The organism is Priestia sp. P5_B4, from assembly GCF_056400385.1.
Window position 1 is genome coordinate 1 of the sequence record NZ_JBFULJ010000370.1, and the last position, 3,666, is coordinate 3,666.

The following is a 3,666-nucleotide window of genomic DNA, read 5'->3' on the forward strand; positions in this document are numbered from 1 at the left end:
TTTACACATTATGAGCTTTGAAACCTATTTTCATTCTTCTCATTATCCGTAGCACGTAAGGACGAACTTTATTTAATAATACCCATGAAAATGGTCTTACCAAACTCAAAGGGTGAAAAATATGGTAATATATTCTAAAGGAGGTTTTTAAATGGAGAAACAAGGGATTATCTTGCAAGACAAGTTTTTCGAGTTAGGTGAATCTCCTATCTATAATGAATCACAAGACGTTATTGGAAATGTCGCATATAAGTTATCTATTGCTAATAAATTTGAGATTTTAAAGGACGAAGAAATTATATTTACAGGTAAATCTAAAATGTTTGCCCTTATGCCGAAGCTGATTATTTCTGATCCCCACGGAAATGAAGTTGGCATGATTCAGCGAAAATTTACTTTTTTTAAAAAGAAGTATCTTTATATCAAAAACGATGGCGATACATATGAAATTACGGGGAATATAACAGATCGCAAATTCGACGTTTTGCGTTCCGGCGTTCCTATTATTCAAGTCCGCACACTCTCTTCTTTTCTGTCATTACGTCCCCACACGTTTGCTTTAGAATTTCTCGAACCTGATCTTGATAAGTGGGAAGGAATTGCGGTTGTACAAGGCGTAAGGATGATCGTGAAAGACGAAAACAGCAGTACAGCTACTGCTCCCGCTCAATAGTGGTTATAGAAGGTCATATGATATAAAAAAACGAACAAACTTTATATTGAAGTTTGTTCGTTTTTTAATTAAGGGCCAAATACTAACGTACCGATGACATGGTAGCCAATTGGTACAAGAAACAAGATGATATTTAAAATAATCGCCCATAGACAGAGCTTGTCTTTTTTTATAAAAAAACCAATAATTGCAGGAACAATCATGAGCGGAACTAAAAAGATAGGTGCGATAATAGGCAGTCCTTGAAGCTTTTCAGCCGCAATAAGTCCTGTAAAAAAGTTAAGGATCAATAAAGTATTAATAATGACATATAAAAGTGAAATTCCTCCAAGAATCCCACCTATTATACCGCTTTTAGTTGTATTAACAGTAGCATCCACGTTTCTGTCACCTCTTTTTTAGAAATATAAGTAAACTATACTATAATGTGGTTTTTATTGTAAAGGTATGGAGAAAACAGCTGTTGAAAGATTGCAAAGATTGCTACGAAAAAAGCACTGTAGCAATCGCTACAGTGCTTTTTATAAACAGTGCATTTTTTCTTCTGCTTCTTTCCAAGTAACCGTATAGCCCTGTCCTTTTGCGCAAAAGACGGACGATGAACTGTATTCGGGATCCGCCTCTTTATTGTAGCGGATTTGTTCAATCACTTCTGCTTCATTATGACAGCGTTCATACCCTCCGAATAATAGAGACATCGCTCCTTTTCCATGCGTAAAAGATGCTAGCGTCGAACCATAGGTCATAAAAGTAGCAACAGGAACTTTGCCTGTAATAATCGCTTTGCTTTCGGTTGTTTCAGGGGAATCAAAGCGACCGTTTGCACTTTGAACATCCGCTAATACCCTACCCATTTGATCAATATCCACTTTAATTTTGAAATCATAATACGGTTCTAGAACAATATTTTCTGCTTTTTCTAACCCTTGTCGCAGTGCACGGTACGTTGCTTCTCTAAAATCTCCTCCGCTTGTATGCTTGTTGTGAGCTCGTCCAGTACATAATGTCACTTTTATATCAGTAATAGGTGAACCCGTTAACAAACCATGATGCGGCTTTTCAAATATATGCTGACGGACTAGATTTTGATACCCCACGGATAAATCGTCGGCGTGACAAGCATTTTCAAAAGTAATTCCGCTGTTTCGTTCCGCTGCTTCTATTTTCAAATGAACTTCTGCATAGTGTTTCAACGGTTCAAAATGTCCGTAGCCCATCACTGTATTTTGAATGGATTCTTTGTACAAAATTTCTGGTTCTTCAAACTGTACGTTTATATTAAAACGTTCTTTTATCAGTTTTTCGAGGACTTCTAGCTGAATTGCTCCCATCACATGAATATGAAGCTCTTGAGTCCTTTCTTCCCACGTCACATGTAAAGAAGGGTCTTCAGCATCTAATAATTGAAAAAGTTTAATTCCTTCTTTTGGATGAACAGAAGGCTCAAAAACAACTTTTGATTTTAACGTAGGCAAAAGTTCGTAGGAGCGGCTTTCTTTTAATGTTCCAAGACCGTCTCCAATCGATGCTGAAGACAACCCTGTAACCGCAAAAAGTTCGCCAGCTGAACCTTCATTTACGTTTTTAAATGTACTTCCGTTATAAGCACGAATTCGAGTGATTTTTTCTTCGTATAGCTCTCCGTTTTTTTCATAAGCCACTTCATCACGCACCTGCATTGTCCCGCTTAGAGCTTTGATAAACGTGATGCGCATGCCGTTTTCATCKTGCCGAATTTTATATACACGACCTGAAAATGCTTCTTCCTTCGAGTAGCGAGTTTCTGTTAGCAAATCGAGCTTCTCTAAAAAACTTTCAATGCCGATATCTTGTAAAGCTGAACCACAAGCACACGGGAAAAGCTGATTAGTTTGAATAAGCTTTTGCATAGTTGTTTTCCAATAAGCTTGATCATTCTTGCCTTCCATAAATGCATCTAAAAGCTCTTCATCTTTTTCAGCTATAAATTCAATAAGTTCCTCACTTAACGAGCCATCTATAAGCTCTGACGTTATGTCAAAAACATCGGGGGTTAAGTTATGTTTAATATCGTTTATAACACGTTCAGGATTTGCTCCTACACGATCGATTTTATTGATGAAAAAGAATACGGGCACACGATGTTTTTGAAGCAGCTGCCAAACGGTTTCTGTATGGCCTTCGACTCCTTCTACTGCACTTAAGATAACAATTGCATAGTCCATCACTTGAATAGAACGTTCCATTTCAGGTGAAAAATCGACGTGGCCCGGCGTATCAATTAAATAGTAAGTAGAACCGTTATATGAAAAAGTTCCTTGATCGGCAAATACCGTAATTCCTCGTTCTTTTTCAATCGTATGGGTATCAAGAAAGGAATCTTTGTGGTCGACTCTTCCTCGTTGTTTAATACTTTTGGTATGATAAAGAAGCTGTTCGGAAAACGTTGTCTTTCCTGCATCGACATGCGCTACGATACCGATCGTTTTGCTAGATTGTTTCATTGTTAAATACCACCTTACTGCTGTATGTATAGCTGTTACTTTCTATTTTATAATAATCGTAAGAAAAAGTGGACGACAAAGGCCTAGAACTGCTCACATCAAAAAAGAATGCGTGATTAAACATCGCATTCCCTTTTTGTACGGCGTTTAGTATCTTTTTTGCCTTTTACTATAAAAATAGCTGCTATAAAGCACCCAATTCCAGCTAAATGCATGATGTTATTACCTGTCGCGCCTAGACTGTTACTGGTCAACCCAACTAAAATGCTGCCGAATATAATCAATAAAACAGCAAACATGAACTTCAATTTTTTCACTCTCCTTTAATACGCTATTAAATATGTTTTGCATACGGATCATATAAACCAGTGATTAATAATAGACCTGCTGATAAAATCAATGTTCCTGCGATTAACAAACTGTTGCTACATACCTTTTTTCTCTTTTTGCGTAAAAACATTCCTGATATAAGAAATAGTAGTGCGACAGATAGCAGAATCAATCCTATAC

The 3,666-nt window shown here is 37.0% G+C and carries 4 protein-coding genes; 1 reads left to right on the forward strand and 3 read right to left on the reverse strand.

Features of this window, described 5'->3' with window-relative positions; translation table 11 throughout:
• The first annotated feature begins 151 nt into the window (after window positions 1-151).
• Entirely contained in the window at window positions 152-673 is a 522-nt protein-coding gene (locus AC1DRF_RS19500; protein ID WP_427076493.1) for an LURP-one-related family protein, read from the forward strand.
• A gap of 68 nt (window positions 674-741) precedes the next feature.
• Here AC1DRF_RS19500 and AC1DRF_RS19505 read toward each other — a convergent pair whose 3' ends face one another.
• The 3 genes from AC1DRF_RS19505 to AC1DRF_RS19515 all read right to left on the reverse strand — a co-directional run bounded on the left by AC1DRF_RS19505 (window position 742) and on the right by AC1DRF_RS19515 (window position 3,473).
• Complete coding sequence (locus AC1DRF_RS19505) at window positions 742-1,053, reverse strand: hypothetical protein (protein WP_097823349.1); 312 nt, start codon at window positions 1,051-1,053, stop codon at window positions 742-744.
• A 141-nt stretch (window positions 1,054-1,194) separates the two neighbouring features.
• On the reverse strand, window positions 1,195-3,156 hold the full coding sequence (locus AC1DRF_RS19510) for a GTP-binding protein (RefSeq protein ID WP_477741444.1): 1,962 nt from the start codon (window positions 3,154-3,156) through the stop codon (window positions 1,195-1,197).
• Between the two features lie 116 nt (window positions 3,157-3,272).
• Window positions 3,273-3,473 (reverse strand): hypothetical protein, encoded by a 201-nt coding sequence (locus AC1DRF_RS19515; RefSeq protein WP_255255704.1) that lies wholly within the window; start codon window positions 3,471-3,473, stop codon window positions 3,273-3,275.
• Window positions 3,474-3,666 lie beyond the last annotated feature (193 nt).

Coding starts and splice junctions, on each gene's coding strand:
- AC1DRF_RS19500 (WP_427076493.1), top strand. CDS start 152: ATGGAGAAACAAGGGATTATCTTGCAAGACAAGTTTTTCGAGTTAGGT.